Genomic DNA, 19,406 nt, shown 5'->3' on the forward strand with positions numbered 1-19,406 from the left:
TCCAGCCGGCATCGCTCGTCAGCTCTCCACCGGACATCCCGCGCGCTCAGGGCGAGACAGTCAGGAGTGCTGCGGTCGTGCCGTCGTAGATCACGCGCGCCGGACCGGGAGTTGCCCCACTGGGCACTGTGAGCGGGAGCGTGACGACCTCGCCCTGGTCGTACGGGACGGACGTGAGCTGCCGGACGGCAGAGCCAGCCTGCTGCCAGGTGAGGACGCCCGCAGCGCCCGGCGACGACGTCTCGCCCCGGTCGTGGCACTCGCCGACGTTCTCGATCGTCACCTCGAGAGTCTCGCCGGCCCTCGCGTGGGACCGGCTGAGCGAGACGACCGGGGCTGCGCAGGCTCCGTCCGAGCCCATGCCGGTCGTCTGAGTCGACGAAGACCCGCCCGAGCTGCAGCCGGCAAGGACGAGCAACCCGACCGGGACCGCGTACCACGCACGCATAGTCGCCTCCTTCGATGAGAGAAGCTGCGGACACCACCGTCGCCGAGCGGTGCGCACGGCAGAGTATGGCGTGTGGATCCCGCGGAGCTGACTGACGCCTCGCGGTTGCGCAGCCGGGCGACGATCCTGCACGCGGACGCCGACTCCTTCTTCGCGGCGGTCGAGCAGCGCGACAAGCCGTCGCTGCGCGGCAAGCCGGTGCTCGTGGGCGGTCTCGGCCCGCGCGGCGTGGTCGCCACGGCGTCCTACGAGGCTCGGCGAGCCGGGGCCCGCTCGGCCATGCCGATGAGCCGCGCTCGGCGGCTCAGTCCGGGCGCGGCGGTCCTGTACCCGAGGTTCGAGGCGTACTCGGCGTACTCGCGGGTGATCATGGAGACGCTCGGGACGCTCTCGGGGCTCGTGGAGCCGCTGAGCATCGACGAGGCGTTCGTCGACCTGGAGGCGGGTTCCTTCGGTGACGACCCCGGCGGCGCGGCTGCGGGCGCGCGGGCGCGCATCCGCGAGCTGACCGGGCTCGCGGTGTCCGTCGGCATCGGTCGCACGAAGCTCGTAGCCAAGCTCGCCTCGGATGCCGGCAAGCCCGACGGCCTGCTCGTCGTCGAACCGTCCGACGAGGACGCGTTCCTCCTGCCGCTCCCCGTGCGGGCGATCCCGGGCATCGGCCCCGCCACGGCCGGCGCGCTGGAGCGACTCGACGTCCGGACGGTCGCGGACCTGCGCCGGCAGGACCTCGACGTCCTGACGATGACCCTCGGCGTGTCCGCCGGGACCAACCTGTTCCGCCTCGCGCGCGGCATCGACCTGCGCGCCGTGGGACCGGGCGGCGAGCGGAAGTCCGTCGGTGCCGAACGCACGTTCGCCGAGGACATCTACGGCGCCGAGCGCATCGCGGCCGCCATCGACCAGGTCACCGACGAGGCGCTGCGACGCCTGGTCGCGCACGGCGGTGGGGCCCGGACGGTCGTCGCGAAGGTGCGGTTCGCCGACTTCACCACGTTGACGCGCTCCGTCACGCTCCCTCAGCCGTCAGCGGAGCGGGCAGAGCTGCGCGCGGCAGCCCACCTCGCGGCCCGCGCCGCGGGGATCAGCGACTCGGTGCGACTCCTGGGCGTCTCGTTCCACAACCTGTCTGCGCACGCGCAGCTGACCCTGGCCTGGGCCGACGAGGACGCCGCTCCCCCGCCCTCCGTCGACGAGCCGGACGCGACTCCGGAGCCCGCTCGCGGACCCCGACTGCTCACCGAGGCAACCGCGCGGGCGGGCGTGGACATCGAGCACCCCACGCTCGGGCGCGGCTGGCTGGTCCACCTGCGCGGCAGCCACGCCACGGTGCGGTTCGAGACCGTGACCACTCCCCCGGCTCGTTCGCAGGTGATCGACCTCGACACCGATCCGCTCGTCCTCGTGCCACCGCTGCCCCCTACGCTCGGGAGATGACCGCAGCCGCGCGCAACATCGGCACCGCCCTGGCCTCCCTGCCCGGGCACTGGCAGCCCCACCGGCTGGCCAGCGTGAACGACTACGACGTCAAGGTGGTCACGCTGCTCGGCGAGTTCGTCTGGCACAGCCACCCGGACACGGACGAGCTCTTCCTGGTCCTGTCGGGCTCGCTGACCATCCAGCTCCGGGACGGGGACGTCGTCCTGGGCCCGCAGGACTTGTTCGTGGTGCCCCGGGGCGTCGAGCACTGCCCCAGGGCCGACGAGGAGGTCGCGGCGCTGCTGTTCGAGCCGAAGGGGACCGTGAACACCGGTGACGTCGGCGGGGACCGCACAGCCGAGCTGCGCGAGCTTCCCGACTAGCCGGCGGCCCGCGCCACCAGTGCGCTGATCCGCTCCTCGTCGGCGGACGTCAACGTGGTGAGCGCGAATGCCGTCGGCCACATCGTCCCGTCGTCGAGCTGGGCGACGTCGTTGAACCCGAGCGTCGCGTACCGGGTCTTGAACTTGGCCGCGCTCTGGAAGAAGCAGAGCACCTTGCCGTCCTTGGCGTAGGCGGGCATGCCGTACCAGGTCTTGGGTTGGAGGGCGGGCGCCGCGGCCCTGACGAGCGCGTGGATGCGCTCGGCCAGCGCCCGGTCCTCGTCCCCGAGCTCGGCGATCTTGGCGAGCACCTCGCTCTCGCCGTCGGCCTTGCCGGCTCCCCGCCGGGCCGCCGCCTTGACCTCCTTCGCGCGCTCCTTCATCGCGGCACGCTCCTCGTCGGTGAAGGCGACCGAAGGCTCGCTCTTCGCGGCAGTGGGCTTGATGCTGGGCATGTCGGGCTCCCGTCCTGGTCGATGCTGCGAGCGTATCGATGCAGGTCAGACGTGGCTTCTCGATTCCTGCTCGATGCATCGCTCTGAGCCAGGCATCGCGGGCGGTGCACGACCCCGTCTGGCAAGGAACGCCTGCCGCCACCAGGGTGTTGACGCAGGCAGGATCGATCGACGGAGGACCAGGTGCCCGACTACGGCCACGCACTGACGTTCGGCACCTTCGTGACGCCGCAGGCCGCCGACCCCCAGGCCGTCGTCGGCCTCGCCCGCGCGAGCGAGCGGCACGGGCTCGACCTGGTCACGTTCCAGGACCACCCCTACCAGCCGGCGTTCTTGGACACCTGGACGCTGCTCTCCTGGGTCGCCGCGTCGACGACACGCATCCAGGTCGCGGGCAACGTCCTAAACGTGCCGCTCCGGCCGCCGGCCGTGCTCGCCAAGGCCGCCGCGAGCCTTGACCTGCTCTCGGGCGGGCGCGTCGCCCTGGGCCTGGGCTCGGGCGCGTTCTGGGACGCGATCGTCGCCATGGGCGCGCCACGCATGACGCCCGGCCAGGCCGTCACGGCACTCGACGAGGCGATCGACGTCATCCGCGGCCTCTGGGACACCGACACCCGGGGCGTGCTGCGCGCCGGAGGCCAGTTCCACGCGGTCGACGGGGCGAAGCGGGGGCCGTCGCCGGCGCACGACATCCCCATCTGGCTCGGCGCGTACAAGCCGCGCATGCTCGGCCTCGTCGGGCGCAAGGCCGACGGCTGGCTGCCGAGCCTGAGCTACCTGCAGCCGGGACAGCTCGCCGAGGGCAACGCGCGCATCGACGAAGCCGCGCGCGAGGCCGGCCGTGACCCGCGCGAGATCCGGCGCCTGCTCAACCTTGGCGGGATCACGGCGTCCAGCATCGACGCTTGGGTCGACGAGCTCCTGCCGTTGGCCCTCGAGGACGGCGTGTCGACCTTCATCCTCGCCGGGGACGACGAGCGGGCGATCGCACTGTTCGGCGAGGAGCTCGCGCCGGCGCTGCGCGAGGCGGTCGCCGTGGAGCGTCGTGCCGCCGGGACGGCGGCCGGCTCCGTCAGGTCCGCTGCAGCGCTGGCCAAGCGTGCGGCGGGCATCGACTACGAGGCGGTGCCCGCGTCCCTGGCGGACGTCGTCGTCGAACCCGGTGATCGCGGGTACGGCGCCGTGCGCTCCACCTACGTCTGGGCCGGCTCCCCCGGCCTGGTCGTCCAGGCCCGGGACGCGGCGGACGTCGCCGAGGCCGTGCGGTTCGCACGCACGCAGCACGTGCCGTTCGCGGTCCGGTCGGGCGGGCACGGCATCGCGGGCCGGGCGACGAACGACGGCGGCATCGTCATCGACCTGGGCGCGCTCGACGCGGTGGAGGTCCTCGACGCCGACCGCAGGCTGGTCCGCCTGGGAGCCGGTGCGCACTGGGGCGACGTCGCCGCGACGCTCTCCCCGCTGGGCATGGCGATCAGCTCGGGCGACTACGGCGACGTCGGTGTCGGCGGACTCGTGGTCGCGGGCGGCCAAGGGCTGCTCGGACGCTCCTACGGGCTCACGCTGGACCACGTGGTCGCGGCCGACGTGGTGCTCGCGGACGGATCGATCGTCCGGGCCGACGCCGAGCAGCACACCGACCTGCTCTGGGCGGTCCGCGGAGCGGGTGCTGCCGTCGGGATCGTGACCGCGGTCGAGATCGAGGCTGCACCCGTGGGCGACGTCGTGCTCGCAACCGTCGTCTACGACGCGACCGACACCGCCGACCTGCTGGTCGGGTGGGCGGCCCAGGTCGAGGGCTCGCCGCTCGAGCTGACCAGCTTCCTCACGCTGGTCCCGGCCAGCCGCGACCAGCCGGCGATCGCTCATGCCATGACGGTCTGGGCGGGCGATGACACGGACGCCGCGATCGCGGCGCTCGAGCCGTTCCTGGCGATCGGGCCGGTCCTGCAGCAGCGCGCGAGCGTGCTGCCGTACTCCGGCGTCCTGCAGGCCCACCACTCCCGGCACGAGGGCGGCGCGCCCGCCACCGTGCGTGGTGGTCTCGTCGTCCACGTGACGCCCGCGGTCGCACGGGTGCTGGCGGACCTCGTCGCGGCCGGGGAGGCGCAGATGGTGCAGGTGCGTGCCGTGGGCGGCGCCGTGAACCGGACGCCCGCCGACGCCACGGCGTACGCCCACCGGACGCAGAACTTCTCCCTCTCGGCCATCACCGGCGAACGCGCCCGCGCCGCGCTCGACCGCCGCTGGAGACTCCTGTCGGACGAGATCACGGGCGTCTACCGCAGCTTCGACCTCGGTGACGACCGGCTCGCGCGCGCCTACCCGCCGGCCACCCTGGATCGGCTCCGGGCCGTCGCCGCGGTGTACGACCCGGAAGGTGTCTTCGGGCACGACCTGCCCCTGGACGTGCCACGATGACCGGATGAGCACCGACGACGTCACCCAGGCCATCGCCCGCATCGAGGCGGAGGAGCGCGAGCTCGAGTTCACGACGTTCACCAACGACGACGCCTGGCAGCTGGGTTGCGTGCTGGTCGAGCTCGCGATCGCCCGAGATCTGCCGATCACCGTCGACATCCGGCGCGGGACGCAGCAGCTGTTCCACGCGGCGCGGCCCGGCACCGTCGCCGACAACGACTCCTGGATCGAGCGGAAGGTGCGCGTCGTCGAGCGGTTCGCGGCCCCGTCCTACCTGGTGGGTCTGCGCTCGAAGGCCCGCGGGACCACGTTCAACGAGCAGCACGGGCTGCCGCTGCAGCAGTTCGCGGCGCACGGTGGGTCGTTCCCCGTGCGGGTCCGCGGCGTGGGAGTCGTCGGTGCGGTGACGGTGTCCGGCCTGCCGCAGGCCGACGACCACGCGCTCGTCGTCGAGGCCCTGCGCTCGTTCCTCGGCTGACGCCGAGGCGTCCACAGCACCGCGGGCACGCCCGGTCCTCCCCCGGTGGGGACCGCCGGCGGTCCGGGGGCCGCACGCGACGGGCACGCTGCATGCATGACGAGCGCACATGCTGAGGCGGACGCCCAGGCCGGCGGCGAATCGTGGCGAGGACCGTGGGAGGACAGCGGGCCCGACGACGACCTGGCGGTGTCCCCGGGTGGCCCACTACGCGGGCCTGACGACGTCCTCGACTTCCTGCTCCGTCTGATCGGCCCCGAGCGCGCCGGGCGCATGGCGCTGTGGTGCGCGCTCGTGGACGACGACGACCGGACGCTGCCGATCGTCCTTCCCGTCAGCGACATCCCGGTGCGGCCCGACACCGAGATGCTGGCGATCCTGGTCGCCCAGCTCGGCGAGCTGCTGCGCGAGCACGTCCACGCGGACGACGGAGGGCTGGTCTTCGGGCTGGTCCGCCGGACGGGGGGCGACCGCGGCGAGGTGGAGCTGAGCTGGTCGGCCGCGCTGCGGCACGCCGCCGACCGTGCCGGCGTGCGCCTGCGTGCGGTCGCGGTCATCGGTCGCGATCGGGCCAGGGTCCTGCAGTGGTGAGCCCCGCTCAGGCCGGTGCGACCTCGTCGAGCTCGGCGAGCTGGTCCAGGTCGGGCTCCCACAGCGTGGCCGCGACGTTCGCGCGCACCTGGTCCGGCGTGCGTGCGCCGGCGATGACGGAGCCGACGGCCGGTTGCGCGGCCAGTGCCCCGAGTGCGAGCGTCGGCAGGTCCACGCCCCACGCGGTGGCCAGGTCGGCGAGGCGCTCGATGCGGTCGAAGTCGGCCGTCGCGAGCCGCTGCGGCAGCACCGTCAGGCGCGTCCCCTCCGGCGCCGGCGCGCCACGGCGGTACTTGCCGGTGAGCAGGCCCGACGCGAGCGGGACGTACGGCAGGATCCCCACGCCGGCGCTCTCCGCCGCGGGCACCAGCTCACGCTCGGCGTCGCGGTCGAGCAGGTTGTACCGGTTCTGGGCCGAGACGAACGGGGTGAGGCCGCCGGCGCGGGCGGTCCAGTCCGCGTCGGTGAGCTGCCACGCGGCGAAGTTCGACGAGCCGAGGTAACGGACCTTGCCCTCGGCCACCAGCTCGTGGAGCGCGGCCAGCGTCTCCTCGATGGGCGTCAGCGGGTCCGGCACGTGCAGCTGGTAGAGGTCGATGTGGTCGGTGCCCAGGCGACGCAAGGAGCCCTCGACGGCACGGCGCACGTAGCGGCGCGAGCCGCGCGCACCCCAGTCCGGCCCGTTCAGCCCCTGCGTGTCCGCGCCGAACTTGGTGGCGACGAGCACGTCGTCGCGGCGCGCTCCGAGCGCCGCGCCCAGGAGCTCCTCGCTCTAGCCCGGGGTGGAGCCGTACACGTCCGCGGTGTCGAAGAACGTCACGCCCGAGTCGAGCGCGGCCGCGACGACGTCCGCGACGCCGTCGGGCGCCAGCGTGTGGCCGAACGTGTTGCACCCCAGACCGGCGGTCGATACCGTCAGGCCGCTGTCGCCGAGGCGCCGGAAGGTCATTGTGGGGAGCATCACCCTCGAACCTTAAGCCTGCGCCGGTCTCCCGACGTGCGTTCACGAAGCCTTCACGTCAGGCTGGAACACTAGGACGGCGGTCACCGTTGACATCGGTGGCAGTAACTCACTCTCGACGGCCGAGATCCGGCACGGAGGTCCCCAAGATGGCAAACAGGTCCCTGCGCGGCATGCGCATCGGGTCCCAGAGCATGGAGTCGGAGGATGGCGTCGACTTCGCCCCCCGTCTCCAGGCCCACTACGACTGCCCCAACGGGCACACGATCATCCTGCCGTTCTCGGTCGAGGCCGACGTCCCGGTGGTGTGGGAGTGCCGTTGCGGCGCCGAGGCGCTGCTCCGCGACGCCTCGCGCCCCGAGGCGAAGGCCGGCAAGCCGCCGCGCACGCACTGGGACATGCTGCTCGAGCGCCGCACGATCGGCGAGCTCCAGGAGCTTCTCGACGAGCGGCTCGACCTGCTCCGCTCGGGCAAGCTGCGCCGCAGCGCCTGACCGGGCCCTAGGCCCGACGTAGAACCCCACGGAACGCTCCCGCCAGCTGGCGGGAGCGTTCTGCTATTCCCCACCGGGTGACGGACACCAGGGCCTCGACGACGATGGCCCGGCTCATCTTGGAGGCGCCCGCGGCGCGCTCGACGAACGTGATCGGCACCTCCACCACGCGCGCACCGGCGCGGACAGCGCGCCACGACATGTCGACCTGGAAGCAGTAGCCCTGCGACTGCACCTCGCCCAGCGGTAGCGCGCGCAGCAGGTCGGCGCGGTAGGCCCGGAACCCTCCGGTCGCGTCATGCAGCGGGATGCCGAGCATGAGCCGCGTGTAGGTGTTGGCGCCTCGGGAGAGGATCTCGCGGTTCTTCGGCCAGTTCACCACGGATCCACCCGGCACCCAGCGGGAGCCGAGCACCAGGTCGGCGCCGTCGAGCGCTGCCAGGAGCAGCGGGAGGTCCTCGGCGCGGTGCGAGCCGTCCGCGTCCATCTCGCAGACGACGTCGTAGCCACGCTCGAGCGCCCACCGGAACCCGGCGACGTAGGCGGTGCCGAGGCCGAGCTTGCCGGTGCGGTGCAGGACGTGGACCGCACGCGGCCCGGTCTGCTCGGCCGCGATCCGCTCGACGAGGGCGCCCGTCCCGTCCGGAGACCCGTCGTCGACGACGAGCACGTCCGCCTCCGGTGCGTGCTGCGCGAGTCGCTCCAACGCGCCCGGGATCGACTCGAGCTCGTTGTACGTCGGGACGACGACCAGCGTGCGCCCGCTCATGCCGCGACCGCGCTGTCCCGGAGACGGTCGGCGCGGCGGATGCGGGACGCGCCCGCAGCGCCGGCCGCGACCGCCGCGATCGCGAGGCCGTCGACGATCCACGCCGGCCAGCTGCCCAGCCGGGTCGCCGGGGTCAGCGTGTCGCGCAGCGGCAGCGTGGCGACCATCTGCTCGGCGGTGAACAGCCCGGTCTGCTGCACGACCGCACCGTTGGGCGCGATCACCGCGCTCACGCCCACCGTGGAGATCTGCACGGTCGCTCGGCCGTGCTCGATCGCACGGATCCGCGACATCGCCAGCTGCTGCGTGGACTCGTCGGACATGCCGAACGTGGCGTTGTTCGTCTGGACCACCAGCACCTCTCCCCCGGCACGGACCGTGTCCCGCACCAGCGCGTCGTAGGCGACCTCGAAGCAGATGACGTCGCCGATGCCGACAGTGCGTCCGAGCCGCGCCGACTCCAGCGGGATGTAGCCGGGTCGGTCACCGGGGATCATGTCACGCGTCACGAGGTCCACGGCCGAGGAGAACACGCGTGCGATCGAGCGCATCGGGATGTACTCCGCGAACGGGGCGGGATGCTGCTTGGAGTACGTGGCGGTCACGCCCTTGCCCGGCACCCAGAGCACGGCCGTGTTGTACCGGCCGCCGGTCGGGGGGTACTGGACGGTGCCGACGAGCATGGGCGCGTCGACCGCCGTCGCGGCGTCGTCGATCGCCTTCGCGGCGTCCCGGTCGACCTGAGGATCGATGTCCGTGCCGTTCTCCGGCCAGAGCACGACGTCGAGCTCGCCGGGCTCGACCTGGTCGAGCAGCGCGTACGTCCCCGTGAGGTGGTTGTCCAGGACCGCCGCACGCTCCCCGAAGGCGTCGAGCCCCTGGCCCGGCACGTTCCCCTGGACCGCGCCGACGCGCAGCGTGCCGGTCTCCGCCTGGGTGTCGAGCGGCACCGCGACGCCCAGGACGACGATCGCCACGGCGCAGCCGAGGGCGGCGGCCGTGCTCAGGAAGCGCACGCGCCGCGCGGCCAGCACGGCCTGGGCCAGCAGGACGCCCGCCGCCGCGACCAGCCCGCTGACGAGCGGGACACCGCCCCACGAGGCGAAGGCGGCAATCGGCGAGTCCGCCTGCGAGAACGCGAGGCGGCCCCACGGGAACCCCCCGAACGGCCAGTAGGTGCGCAGCTCCTCGGTCGCGACCCACAGGATCGTGAACACGACCACCTGCCACGGGGCCGATCGCCACACGACGGCTCCCCGCCGGGCCCAGCTCCATCCTGCCCCGAAGAGCGCCAGGTACAGCGACTCGGTGATGCTCAGCGCCAGCCACGGCACGAGGCCGACAGCCTCGTCGGTCCAGGTGATGAGGGGCAGGAACAGCGTCAGCCCGAACGTGACGCCGACCAGGGCGTTCCAACGCGCGCTGTCGCGCCGCATGGCCAGGAAGAGCAGCGCGATGCCGACGAGCGCGGCGCCCCACCAGCCCGGGTCGGGGAACGCGAGACGCGTGACTCCCCCACCGACGGCCGCCAGCACGAGGGTCCACCAACGGGCGGGTTCAGCGGCGGGCACCGCGTCAGCGTACGGCAGCACGCTGGGCTCTCTGTCCACGGCTCAGGCGGGACCATCGCGCCCACGATCTCGACCGACCGGCCCGCGCGTCCTTCGTACCGGTGCCGCCGAGGCGGACCGTTGTCTACTGAACGCGCGGGCCCGGTCGGAGCCCCGAGATCCACCGCCCGGCTCCCTGCGGGAGCCCCCGGGACATCGTCGTCGACGGGTCCGCGGTGGTGGGTCATGGGGAAACCTACCGGGATCCCCAACGCTGTCAAGGCCGCATCTGTGCAGGTGACAGGCCTCTGTGCAGGTCATGACGCCCGGTTCGTCCGCTTCGTCGGCGGCCCGTTCGGCGTGTCGCCGCGCGTGTCGCCGGAGGGGGTCGTCACGGCGGGTGCGGCGCGCGCCAGGATCACCCGTTCAGCCCAGGGCGTCGAAGATGACGACCCCGTCCCGGACGGTGCGCAGGCAGCGCGGCGGGACGGCCTCGGGCGACAGGTCGGGCAGCAGCGGGATGCCGGCCTGCGCGTCCGGGCTCCACGCGGACAGCCGTCCGTCCGGCGCCTGGACCACCAGCGACTCGGTCTCCCACACGGCGAGGTGCGCGGGCGAGCCGACGCGCAGCTCGCCCACCTGGTCGTGGCCCGCGAGGCGCCAGCCGCCGCGCGAGGCCGCACGGAACGCCGCCCGCGCGCTGATCCGTTGCTCGGGCTCGTGGTGGAACGCCGCGGCCCGGACCGCGGCCCAGGGATCGAGCGAGGTCACCGGCGAGTCGGACCCGAAGGCCAACGGGACCCCGGCGCCGGCCAGGTCGGCGAACGGGTTGAGCGCGGCCGCGCGGCCGGCGCCGAGCCGCGTGGCGTACATGCCTTCGGTCCCGCCCCAGGCGGCGTCGAACGCGGGCTGCACGCTGAGCCGCACCCCGAGCAGCACCAGGGCCGCCAGCGTGGGCGCATCGACCATCTCGGCGTGCTCGAGGCGCAGCCCGGTGCGGGCCAGCGCGGGGGCCCCCTCGACGTCGGCAGCCGCCCGCAGGCCCAGGAGCACCTCGTCCATCGCGGCGTCCCCGATGACGTGGAAGCCGGACTGCAGCCTCGCGCGCGATACGGCGGTGATGTGGTTCGCGATCTGCTCCGCCGCCAGGTACAGGGTTCCGCGCGTCCCGGGGGCGTCGGTGTAGGCCGAGCGCAGCGCCGCGGTGCGCGAGCCGATGGACCCGTCCACGTTGAGGTCTCCCCCGATCCCCGTGAGGCCGGGGATCGTCGCCATCAGCTGACGGGCGTCGTCGACCGTGACGCACAGCTCGCCGCGGTAGGCGGCCAGGTGGGGGAACCCCGCGGCGGCGTCCGCGGTGAGCTCGAGCAGCTCGACGAGGCCCGCGCGCGTGTCGATCGACGGCGCGCTGTGCTCGTGCACGGAGACGACGCCGCGCGCGGCGGCGTGCGCGAGCGCGCGCTCGTACAGCGCCGTGCGCCGCTCGGGCTGCACCGCGCGGGCGGCCTCGCGCGCGACGTGGTGGGCGTCGCGCTCGACGCGCCCGTCGGCCGACCAGCCGTCCGCGCGGTCGGCGCCCGACGCCGCGGCGAGGGAGCTCGACACGACGGCCGAGTGCACGTCCACGCGGGCGAGGTACACCGGTGCGCCCCCCGCGGCGGCGTCGACCTCGTCCCGCGTGGGCGGTCGGCCCTCCGGCCAGGCCAGCTCGTCCCAGCCGAAGCCGAGCACGGGCCCCGCGCCGTCGGACCGGCTCGCGGCTGCGCGCGCGACCGCCGCCAGGGCGTCGGCGAGGCAGTGCACGCCACCGGCCGGGCTCAGGTCGACGCTCTCCAGCGCCAGGCCTGTCTCCAGCACGTGCACGTGCGCATCGACGAAGCCCGGGGTCACGAGCGCACCGTCGAGATCGACGACGTGGTCGGCCCGGGCGGCGAACCCGTCCGCGGTGTCGTCGGCGCCCAGCCAGGCGACGACGCCGTCCTCGACGAGCACGGCCTCGGCGAACGGGTCGGCGGAGGTGTGCACGACTCCGTGCCGGTACAGGGTGGAGCTCACACCGGCACACGATAGGGGCTCAGACCGAGGAGTACGCGACCACTCCGCGCCGCAGCGCCTCGACGGCCCGGTCCGCCGTGCCGCGCATGCGCGCCGTGGGTGCCGACTGGCTGAGCTGGCCGAGCACGTCGATGACCTGCTTGCACCACCGCACGAAGTCACCCGCACTGAGCTCGCTGCCGCGCAGCACGGCGTCCAGGCTCCGCCCCGATGCCCACCGGTGCACGGACTCGACGAGTCCCATGTCGAGCGGGGTCGTCGCCTCGATGTGGTGCGCCGACTCGAGGTCGTCGAGCTCCGACCACGCGCGCACGGTGGCCTCCAGGGCCCGTCCGAGCCGCCCCTCGGGGCCACCCGGCACGCGCGGCTCGGCGTTCTCGTCGCGGCGGGACCGGAAGACGAGCGTCGAGACCGCCGCAGCGAGCCCGGCGGCGTCGAGCTCGTCCCATGCGCCGCTGCGGACGCACTGGGCCAGCAGCAGGTCGTTCTCGGCGTACAGCCGACGCAGCCAGCGCCCGTCGTCCGTGACCTGCAGCGAGCCGTCGTCGGCGCTCAGGTAGCCGAGCCGCACCAGGATGTCGCAGATCCGGTCGAACACGGCCGCGATGGAACCGGTCCGCCCGGTGATGCGCCCGACGAGCGCCTCGTGCTCGGCCTTGAGGCGCGACCAGCGCTCGGCCCAGCGCGCGTGCTCGTCGCGGTCGGGACAGCTGTGGCACGGGTGCTGGCGCAGGCGGCGCCGCAGCCGGGCGATCTCCTCGTCGTCGTGCGACGCCTGCTGCTTGCGCGCGCCCCGCGCCGGCCCACGCCGCGGCGGCTCGAGATCCTCGACGGCCAGGCGGAGGATCGCGGCGAGGTCCCGGCGCGCGGCCGGCACGCGCGCGTTGAAGCCCTTGGGCAGCCGCACGGAGCCGACCGTGCGCGCGCCCGTGCCGATGTCCGCGACCGTGAGCTTGCGCACCTGCCGGTCGAGCGTGAGCACCATGGGCTTGGGACCGTCGAAGCCCGCCTTGCCGCCCGGGTCGATCACCACGACGTGGCTGGCGCGGCGGCCGAACGGCACCTCGAGGACGTCGCCGGGGCGCAGCCCTTCGATGGTTCGCGCCACCTCGGCACGACGAGCCGCCGCGCCCGCCCGGGACACGTCGCGCTCCCGCGCGCCGATCTCGCGCCGGATCTCCATGTACTCGGCGAAGTCGCCCAGGTGGCACTGCATGGCCTGCGCGTAGCCCTCGAGCGCCTCGGCGTGCGACTGGGCCTGGCGCGCGAGCCCGACGACCCCGCGGTCCGCCTGGAACTGCGCGAACGACGTCTCGAGCACCTCGCGCGACCGCTCACGGCCCACCTGGGCCACCAGGTTCGCGGCCATGTTGTACGTGGGCCGGAAGCTCGAGCGCAGCGGGTACAGGCGCTTGGACGCGAGTCCGGCGAGCTGTACCGGGTCGAGGCCCGGGTGGGCGACGACCACCGCGTGCCCCTCGGTGTCGATGCCGCGACGCCCTGCACGGCCGGTGAGCTGCGTGTACTCCCCCGGCGTGACGTCGACGTGGCTCGATCCGTCCCACTTGACCAGCTTCTCGAGCACCACCGACCGGGCCGGCATGTTGATGCCCAGCGCAAGGGTCTCGGTGGCGAAGACCACCTTCACGAGCCCCCGCGAGAACAGGTCCTCGACGGTCTCCTTGAACAGCGGCAGCATGCCCGCGTGGTGGGCGGCCACTCCCCTGCTCAGGGACTCGACGATGTCCCAGTACCCCAGCACGTCGAGGTCTTCGGGCGGGATGGCGGCCGACCGCTCCTCCACGATCATGCGGATCTGCGCCTGCTCCGCCGGGGTGGTGAGTCGGACGCCCGCGGCGAGGCACTGCTGGACGGCGCTCTCGCACCCGGCGCGCGAGAAGATGAAGACGATCGCCGGCAGCAGCCCCTCCCGATCGAGCACGTCGACCACCGCGAACCTCGGCGTGGGCCGTCCGACCGGTCGCTGCGGCCGGCCCGCGCCCGGTCGGGAGCCGCCCCGGCCTCGGTAGCCGCGGTCACCCGGCCCGCGCTGGTCGTCGGGCATCCTGCGGCGCAGCAGCGCCTGCAGGTCCGGGTTGATGGGCGGGTCGACGCCCGGGTCCGTGGGGTCGACGTGGCCGGCGTAGAGCTCGAGCAGGTCGTCACGGACCAGCACGTGCTGCCCCAGCGGCACGGGGCGGTGCTCGCTGACGACCACCGTGGTGTCGCCGCGCACGGTGGCGAGCCAGTCACCGAACTCCTCGGCGTTGGACACCGTCGCTGACAGGGAGACCAGCTGCACGTCGTCGGGCAGGTGGATGATCACCTCTTCCCACACCGGGCCGCGGAAGCGGTCCGCGAGGTAGTGCACCTCGTCCATCACCACGTAGCCCAGGCCGTCCAGCGCGGGCGAGCTCGCGTAGAGCATGTTGCGCAGCACCTCGGTGGTCATGACCACCACGGCCGCGTCGCCGTTGATCGTCGTGTCCCCCGTCAGGAGGCCGACGCGCTCCGGCCCGTAGCGGCGCACCAGGTCGCCGTACTTCTGGTTGGACAGGGCCTTGATCGGGGTCGTGTAGAACGCCTTGCGCCCGCCGGCGAGCGCCAGGTGGACGGCGAACTCCCCCACCACCGTCTTGCCGGCCCCGGTGGGCGCGGCGACGAGCACCCCGCTGCCGCGCTCCAGCGCCTCGCAGGCGTCCAGCTGGAACTCGTCGAGCGGGAACGCCATGAGCTCGCGGAAGCGGCCCAGCTCGCTGCGCTCGATCGCGGCGCGTCGCCGGGCTGCCGCGTACCGCTCGGCGGGCGAGGGTTCGCCGCGGTCGGCGGGGACGACGGCCGGCGAGGGACGGGACCGACGGGAACGGGACGGCACGCGACCACCCTAGGCATGACCGGCCGGGAATCTCAGCAGAGGACGGACAGCGCGCCGGGATCGACCTGCGCGTGCAGAGGCAGCGGCCCGATGCGCTCGCCGTCGGCGAACGCCACGGGAGGGTGCGGACCCTCCGACTCGAGGGGTTCGATGAGCAGAGAGCGGCTGCGTCGCACCTCGACCGCCGGGTGGCCGATGTGCCTGCCCCGGTAGATGCCAGGGAAGATCCTCACCACGCCGCCGCGGGTGAACGGGCCGGCGAGGACCACGTCCAGCAGGCCGTCGTCGACCGCCGCGTCGGGCGCGATCTTCAGACCCCCGCCGATCCACGGCACGTTCGCGGCGGCCACCAGGGTTCCCGGCTCCTCCCAGACGCCCTCGTCGAGCGTCACGCGGTAGCCGTAGGGGCGGAAGCCGGCGAGCTCGGAGGCCAGCGCGCGCACGTACCGCGCCGATCCCTTGGGCCAGCTCATCTCGTTGGCGCGCGCGTTGATCGCGGCGTCGAAGCCGCACGACAGCACCCCGGCGAACCACTCGCGCGCGGCCCGCCCGGGCTCGCCCACCCGCACCGCGTCGACGCGGCGCGGGCCCTCGCCGAGGCCGTGCTCGAGCGCCGCGACGGCGGCGTCCACGTCGCCCCGCGGCAGGCCGAGCGAGCGGGCGATGTCGTTGCCCGTGCCCGCCGCGACGATGCCGAGCGGCAGGCCCGTCCCCGCGACGACGTTGACCCCGAGGTGCACGACACCGTCCCCGCCGACGACGACGAGCCCGTCGAGCCCCTCGAGCGCCGCGGCGCGCGCGCGGTCGGTGGCCTGCTCGAGCGTGGGCCCCGAGAGGTCCTCCACCCGGTGCCCTCGCGCGCGCAGGAGCTCGTGCACGCGGCGGCCCGCGGTCGTCCCGCGGCCCTTGCCCGCCGTCGGGTTGACGACCAGACCCAGATGGCTCATGCACTCTCCTCGGTCGATGGCGTGGTGCCGTCGATCCGCGGGAGCCCGGCCGCGACACGCCGCCTGTCCTCGCGACGGTCGTGCACGGTGCCGATCGCCAGGGCCAGGAAGTACAGGCCGCACACCGGCAGCGCCAGCATGATCATCGACAGGACGTCGGGCGTGGGCGTCATGACGGCCGCGAACGTGAACGACAGCAGCACCGCCCACCGCCACCCGCGTGCCCACGTGCGCGCCCGCACCACTCCGAGCAGCGTCAGGGACACCATCACCACGGGCAGCAGGAACGCGATGCCGAACGCGAGCACGAAGCGCATGACGAAGCTGAGGTAGGTCTGCGCGTCGATGAGGTTGGTGGCGCCGTCGGGCGTGAACTCCGTGAGCACGCGCACCGCGTTGGGCAGCATGAGCGCCGCGAAGGCCGCCCCCGCCAGGAACATCGGGATCGCGGCACCCAGGAAGCCGTACGTGCGGATGCGCTCGGTGCGGTTCAGGCCGGGGTTGATGAACGCCCACAGCTGGTAGAGCCACCACGGGCTCGAGATGAGGACGCCGAGGAACACCGACACCTTGACCTGCATGTCGATGGCGGTGGCCAGGCCGCCGAAATTGATCGAGACGACCGCGTCCCGGCTGGCCGCCGCCTGCAGGATCGGTCGCTGCAGGGCCTCGAACACCGGCTCGTAGAAGAACCAGCCGAGCACGGCGCCCGCCAGGATGCCGAGCGCGGAGAGCACCACGCGCCGGCGCAGCTCGACCAGATGGCCGCGCAACGGCATCCGGCCGTCGCGCGGACGGCGGTCAGTGGTCACGCGGGACTCGGCGGGCGGCGCTTCGCGCTGGCGGTGCGCGGGTCAGGCCGAGGGCGCGACGGGGCCCGAGGGCTTCTCGACCACGACGGGGGGAACGACGGCAGGCGCCGCGGGCGTGCCGTTGAGAGGCGCCGTGGCGTCGTGGCTCGTCGTGTTCTGGGCCGTCACGTCCGGGGCGACGGGAGTCTGCGGCGTGGCGGGCGCGTCCTCGTTGAGCGTCTTGATCTCGCTCTTGAAGATCTTCATCGACTGGCCGACGCTCTTGGCCACGTCCGGGAGGCGCTTGTACCCGAAGAGCACGACCACGAGGAGCAGCAGGAACACCAGGGTGGCCGGGTGGCTCAGGATTCGCACGGTCGTACTCCCTCAGTTCGGTGGCCGCGAGACACCACGGCCACCGTCGATCGTATCTCTGGTTGGGACCGTCGGTGTCGCACGGAGCGCGTCAGCTCCAGTACGCGCGCCAGCCCGCCGCCGTCCGCGCTGCTCGTCCCGCGCGATCCACGCGCCGGTCGTGAGCGGCGTACCGCAGCTCGATGACGCGGCCCAGGAGCGGACCGGGATCGTCGAACACGGTGGGCGCCGTCGACCGGGGATCGCGCTCGGCGGCCGCCTGCAGCGCATCGACCTGCTCGGCGAGCCGGGCGAGCACCTCGGACGCCTCGGCGAGCTGCCGGCCGAGCGCCACCGCCTGGCGCCACAGCCGCAGCAGCAGCCTGCCGATCACCAGGACAGCGCCGATCACCAGCACCGTCCACACCACGAACCAGATCATCGGCCGGCCAGCTCGCCGTACGCCTCGAGCGCCGAACGAGCGGCGCCTGCCGCCTCCGCGGCGACCTGGGGCGGGTCGATGCTGAGCACCGATCCCGCAACCTGGAGCAGGAGATGCTGCAGCCAGTCGCGGTTGACCACGCGCACGTCCACCTCGAACGAGCCGTCGTCGTGGTTGCGCACCGCCTCGACGGGCGTGACCTCGGCGACCCAGCGTGCGCGGCTGGCCAGGCGGAGCGTCACGAGCTCGGCAGACGGGGACGGCGCGAAGGTGTCGGCGTCCGGCGCGACGTCGTGCTCCTCGGCGGACTCGTCGAGCACCGTGGCGTCGAGCACCCTGTCCACGCGGAACAGCCGCTCGCCGTCGACCGCGCGGCACCAGCCCAGCAGGTAGGAGCGCTCGTCGTCCGTCACCAGCCGGATGGGGTCGACGTCCCGCTCGGTGGCCACGTCGGACGCGTTCACGTAGCGAATGTGCAGGCGCCGGCGGTCGCGCAGCGCGGTGGCGATCGCGGCGGTCGCGCCCGGGCTGCCCGACGCGGCCAGCGCGACGTCGACGGCCGCGGCGGCGTCCCCGGTGGCCGCCGTGAGCTTGGCGAGGGCGGACCGCAGCACGGCGGCCCGCTCGTCGTCGAGCGCGGGGCCGAGCGCACCGTCGAGCGCGCGGAGCGCGGCGACCAGGGAGACGGCCTCGCGCGCGCCGAGCCGCAGCGGCCGCGTCATGCCGCGCCCCTCCGTGAGGCGGACGACGCCCTGCTCGTACGACGACGCGTCGAAATCGATCAGGTCGTACGGCAGGTAGCCGGGGGTGCCAGTGACCCACAGCAGCTCGACGTCCTGCATCACCTGGGCGGGGCTCACACCGAACTGCTCGGCGATCTCCCCCACCGGCACGCCCTCGTGGCGGTCCAGGTACGCGATCATGCCGAGCATCCGCAGCAGGCGGTCACTCGCGCGGTCAGCCACGGGCGGGCTCCTTCGCGTCCAGGGCGGCCGCGGTGCGCAGCAGCGAGATGACGACGTCGCGCAACGACGCGGGCGCGAGCACGAGCACGGCGTCGCCGTAGCCCACGATCTCCTCGGCGAGCTCCCACTGCGCGCGGTAGGGCACGCGGACCACCTCGCGGCCCGGCACGGGCCCGTGCGACTCGTCCGGGGCCTCGTCGTCGCGGACGTGGCGCATCCGCAGGGCGCTGGCCCGCTCGGGCAGTACGGCGAGCGTGGCCACGCCGCGCGTGCCGCTGTCCCACGAGGCCAGGGCGGTCGCGAGCTCGTTGTCGGTGGGGGCCTCGAACGCTCCTGCGGCTCCGACGGGTCGCACGGGACCCTCGATCCGGCTCAGCCGGAAGGAGCGACTGGCCGCGCGGTCGCGGTCGCGGCCCACCAGCACCCAGCCGCCGCGTCGGGCCAGCAGCTTCCAGGGCTCGACGACGCGCGCGCGCACCTCGCCGGACGTCGCGGCGCGGTAGGTGAACCGCACGGCCTGGCGAGCCTGGACGGCGTCGACCAGCGGCGCGAACGCTCCGCCGCCGTCGCGCACGCGAGGGGTCAGGCCGGCGACCAGGTCGGTGGAACCGGGTGCCTGCCCGACCGCGCGAAGCTTGGTGAGCGCGCGCGAGGAGTCCGCGCGCAGCGAGCGGTCCTGCCACAGCTCGGCCGCCATCGTGAGCACGCCGAGCTCGGCTGCCGTCAGGTCGATGGGAGGCAGCGCGTAGGTGTCGAGGTCGATGCGGTAGCCGAAGTCGTCGCCGTGGCTCGCGTCGGTGACCGTCAGCACGGGCACGCCCAGCTCGCGCAGGGTGTCCTTGTCCCGCTCGAACATGCGCTCGAAGGCGTCGTCCGACGGCGCGTCGCCGTACCCGGCGACGGTGGTGCGCACCTGCTCCTTGGTCATCCTGCCCGGGGTGTTGACCAGGGCGATGACGAGATTGAGCAGGCGCTCGGCTGCAGCGGGTGTCGTGGCCATCGGGTCCA

Annotated in this window: 18 protein-coding genes and 1 pseudogene; 6 read left to right on the forward strand and 13 right to left on the reverse strand. The window is 73.7% G+C overall.

Translation table 11 applies throughout. The features are described 5' to 3' along the window. Nucleotides 1-46: 46 nt before the first annotated feature. Nucleotides 47-283, reverse strand: a complete 237-nt coding sequence (locus QRT05_RS07450) for a hypothetical protein (protein WP_289446443.1) — start codon at nucleotides 281-283, stop codon at nucleotides 47-49. A gap of 237 nt (nucleotides 284-520) precedes the next feature. Between QRT05_RS07450 and QRT05_RS07455 the strand changes: the two genes are divergently transcribed. Together QRT05_RS07455 and QRT05_RS07460 are read left to right on the forward strand one after the other, a co-directional pair. Continuing rightward, nucleotides 521-1,885 (forward strand): DNA polymerase IV, encoded by a 1,365-nt coding sequence (locus tag QRT05_RS07455; protein ID WP_289446444.1) that lies wholly within the window; start codon nucleotides 521-523, stop codon nucleotides 1,883-1,885. Further along, the gene (locus QRT05_RS07460; RefSeq protein WP_289446445.1) at nucleotides 1,882-2,250 is read left to right on the forward strand and encodes a cupin domain-containing protein; all 369 of its coding nucleotides are present in this window, start codon (nucleotides 1,882-1,884) and stop codon (nucleotides 2,248-2,250) included. The genes QRT05_RS07455 and QRT05_RS07460 overlap by 4 nt, the downstream gene beginning before the upstream one ends. On the opposite strand, the gene QRT05_RS07465 is transcribed toward QRT05_RS07460, so the two are convergent. Beyond that, on the reverse strand, nucleotides 2,247-2,705 hold the full coding sequence (locus QRT05_RS07465; protein WP_289446446.1) for an iron chaperone: 459 nt from the start codon (nucleotides 2,703-2,705) through the stop codon (nucleotides 2,247-2,249). The two genes, QRT05_RS07460 and QRT05_RS07465, sit on opposite strands and share 4 nt — an antisense overlap. Nucleotides 2,706-2,888: 183 nt before the next feature. Between QRT05_RS07465 and QRT05_RS07470 the strand changes: the two genes are divergently transcribed. From QRT05_RS07470 to QRT05_RS07480, 3 genes are all read left to right on the forward strand, one after another. Next, the gene (locus QRT05_RS07470) at nucleotides 2,889-5,126 is read left to right on the forward strand and encodes an LLM class flavin-dependent oxidoreductase (protein ID WP_289446447.1); all 2,238 of its coding nucleotides are present in this window, start codon (nucleotides 2,889-2,891) and stop codon (nucleotides 5,124-5,126) included. 4 nt (nucleotides 5,127-5,130) lie between these two features. Continuing rightward, on the forward strand, nucleotides 5,131-5,604 hold the full coding sequence (locus QRT05_RS07475) for a heme-degrading domain-containing protein (RefSeq protein ID WP_289446448.1): 474 nt from the start codon (nucleotides 5,131-5,133) through the stop codon (nucleotides 5,602-5,604). Between the two features lie 96 nt (nucleotides 5,605-5,700). Next, nucleotides 5,701-6,195 (forward strand): hypothetical protein, encoded by a 495-nt coding sequence (locus QRT05_RS07480; protein WP_289446449.1) that lies wholly within the window; start codon nucleotides 5,701-5,703, stop codon nucleotides 6,193-6,195. Nucleotides 6,196-6,202: 7 nt separating this feature from the next. Here QRT05_RS07480 and QRT05_RS07485 read toward each other — a convergent pair. Then, nucleotides 6,203-7,144 (reverse strand): annotated as a pseudogene (locus QRT05_RS07485) (aldo/keto reductase). A gap of 161 nt (nucleotides 7,145-7,305) precedes the next feature. Here QRT05_RS07485 and QRT05_RS07490 point away from each other — a divergent pair. Then, entirely contained in the window at nucleotides 7,306-7,650 is a 345-nt protein-coding gene (locus QRT05_RS07490) for an RNA polymerase-binding protein RbpA (protein ID WP_289446450.1), read from the forward strand. Between the two features lie 7 nt (nucleotides 7,651-7,657). Here the strand turns inward: QRT05_RS07490 and QRT05_RS07495 are convergent, their stop codons facing one another. The 10 genes from QRT05_RS07495 to QRT05_RS07540 form a co-directional block, all read right to left on the reverse strand. After that, nucleotides 7,658-8,419, reverse strand: coding sequence for a polyprenol monophosphomannose synthase (locus QRT05_RS07495; protein WP_289446452.1), 762 nt, complete (start codon nucleotides 8,417-8,419; stop codon nucleotides 7,658-7,660). Then, nucleotides 8,416-9,990 carry an apolipoprotein N-acyltransferase gene (gene lnt / locus QRT05_RS07500; protein WP_289446453.1) on the reverse strand — a complete coding sequence of 525 codons (1,575 nt, stop codon included), beginning with the start codon at nucleotides 9,988-9,990 and terminating at the stop codon, nucleotides 8,416-8,418. Before lnt ends, QRT05_RS07495 begins: the two co-directional genes overlap by 4 nt. Nucleotides 9,991-10,395: 405 nt before the next feature. Continuing rightward, a complete protein-coding gene (locus tag QRT05_RS07505) occupies nucleotides 10,396-12,024 on the reverse strand; it encodes an amidohydrolase (protein WP_289446454.1) in 1,629 nt (542 codons plus the stop codon). 19 nt (nucleotides 12,025-12,043) lie between these two features. Further along, nucleotides 12,044-14,899 (reverse strand): DEAD/DEAH box helicase, encoded by a 2,856-nt coding sequence (locus QRT05_RS07510; RefSeq protein ID WP_289446455.1) that lies wholly within the window; start codon nucleotides 14,897-14,899, stop codon nucleotides 12,044-12,046. 32 nt (nucleotides 14,900-14,931) lie between these two features. After that, nucleotides 14,932-15,846 (reverse strand): diacylglycerol/lipid kinase family protein, encoded by a 915-nt coding sequence (locus tag QRT05_RS07515; protein ID WP_289446456.1) that lies wholly within the window; start codon nucleotides 15,844-15,846, stop codon nucleotides 14,932-14,934. Next, nucleotides 15,843-16,658, reverse strand: coding sequence for a twin-arginine translocase subunit TatC (gene tatC / locus QRT05_RS07520; protein ID WP_326522637.1), 816 nt, complete (start codon nucleotides 16,656-16,658; stop codon nucleotides 15,843-15,845). Before tatC ends, QRT05_RS07515 begins: the two co-directional genes overlap by 4 nt. Before the next feature lie 42 nt (nucleotides 16,659-16,700). Next, nucleotides 16,701-17,012, reverse strand: coding sequence for a twin-arginine translocase TatA/TatE family subunit (locus QRT05_RS07525; protein WP_289446457.1), 312 nt, complete (start codon nucleotides 17,010-17,012; stop codon nucleotides 16,701-16,703). Nucleotides 17,013-17,103: 91 nt separating this feature from the next. Next, nucleotides 17,104-17,433, reverse strand: coding sequence for a hypothetical protein (locus QRT05_RS07530; RefSeq protein ID WP_289446458.1), 330 nt, complete (start codon nucleotides 17,431-17,433; stop codon nucleotides 17,104-17,106). Further along, a complete protein-coding gene (locus tag QRT05_RS07535; RefSeq protein ID WP_289446459.1) occupies nucleotides 17,430-18,398 on the reverse strand; it encodes a helix-turn-helix transcriptional regulator in 969 nt (322 codons plus the stop codon). Before QRT05_RS07535 ends, QRT05_RS07530 begins: the two co-directional genes overlap by 4 nt. Next, nucleotides 18,391-19,398: a helix-turn-helix transcriptional regulator gene (locus tag QRT05_RS07540; protein ID WP_289446460.1), complete on the reverse strand. Its 1,008-nt coding sequence runs from the start codon at nucleotides 19,396-19,398 to the stop codon at nucleotides 18,391-18,393. Before QRT05_RS07540 ends, QRT05_RS07535 begins: the two co-directional genes overlap by 8 nt. Nucleotides 19,399-19,406: the final 8 nt, after the last annotated feature.

Origin of the sequence: Cellulomonas edaphi (genome assembly GCF_030362815.1) — a bacterium.
GTDB classification, from domain to species: Bacteria; Actinomycetota; Actinomycetes; order Actinomycetales; family Cellulomonadaceae; genus Cellulomonas; species Cellulomonas edaphi.

Bases quoted from the DNA above. Each gene is read 5' to 3' on its own strand.
- QRT05_RS07530 (WP_289446458.1), bottom strand. From the start codon at position 17,433: ATGATCTGGTTCGTGGTGTGGACGGTGCTGGTGATCGGCGCTGTCCTG.
- QRT05_RS07465 (WP_289446446.1), bottom strand. From the start codon at position 2,705: ATGCCCAGCATCAAGCCCACTGCCGCGAAGAGCGAGCCTTCGGTCGCC.
- QRT05_RS07515 (WP_289446456.1), bottom strand. From the start codon at position 15,846: ATGAGCCATCTGGGTCTGGTCGTCAACCCGACGGCGGGCAAGGGCCGC.
- QRT05_RS07540 (WP_289446460.1), bottom strand. From the start codon at position 19,398: ATGGCCACGACACCCGCTGCAGCCGAGCGCCTGCTCAATCTCGTCATC.
- QRT05_RS07490 (WP_289446450.1), top strand. From the start codon at position 7,306: ATGGCAAACAGGTCCCTGCGCGGCATGCGCATCGGGTCCCAGAGCATG.
- QRT05_RS07495 (WP_289446452.1), bottom strand. From the start codon at position 8,419: ATGAGCGGGCGCACGCTGGTCGTCGTCCCGACGTACAACGAGCTCGAG.
- QRT05_RS07460 (WP_289446445.1), top strand. From the start codon at position 1,882: ATGACCGCAGCCGCGCGCAACATCGGCACCGCCCTGGCCTCCCTGCCC.
- QRT05_RS07480 (WP_289446449.1), top strand. From the start codon at position 5,701: ATGACGAGCGCACATGCTGAGGCGGACGCCCAGGCCGGCGGCGAATCG.
- QRT05_RS07475 (WP_289446448.1), top strand. From the start codon at position 5,131: ATGAGCACCGACGACGTCACCCAGGCCATCGCCCGCATCGAGGCGGAG.